Here is a 512-nt window from a genome sequence, read left to right on the forward strand (position 1 = left end):
GACGGCGCCCGCAGCGTCGAAACCACCATGGCCGAGGCCCGGACACAGGCGGAAAACAACCGCGAAGTAGTGCAGAGCGCGGTCTCGGCGATGACCGAGATCGAGCAGTCCTCGAACCACATCAGCCAGATCATCAGCGTGATCGACGACATCGCCTTCCAGACCAACCTCTTGGCGCTGAACGCAGGCGTCGAGGCGGCGCGGGCGGGCGAGGCCGGCAAGGGCTTTGCAGTGGTCGCGTCCGAAGTGCGCGCCCTGGCGCAGCGGTCGTCAGACGCGGCGATGGAGATCAAGACGCTGATCTCCGACAGCTCCAAACAGGTGGAGCGCGGCGTCGACCTGGTCGGCAAAGCCGGCGAGGCGCTGCAGAGCATCGTCGAGCAGGTGACCCATATCTCGCAGCTGGTCTCCGGCATTGCCGAGGGCGCGGCGGAGCAGTCCACCGGCCTCAATGAGATCAACACCGGCGTCACCCAGCTCGATCAGGTGACCCAGCAGAACGCGGCGATGGT

General features: G+C 66.2%; 1 protein-coding gene. It reads left to right on the top strand.

Features of this window, described 5'->3' with window-relative positions:
* A partial coding sequence (locus RA24_RS21575) for a methyl-accepting chemotaxis protein (protein WP_039194394.1) occupies positions 1-512 on the top strand: 512 nt, incomplete at both ends.

This window comes from Leisingera sp. ANG-M6 (genome assembly GCF_000813905.1).
In the GTDB taxonomy this organism is placed as follows: Bacteria; Pseudomonadota; Alphaproteobacteria; order Rhodobacterales; family Rhodobacteraceae; genus Leisingera.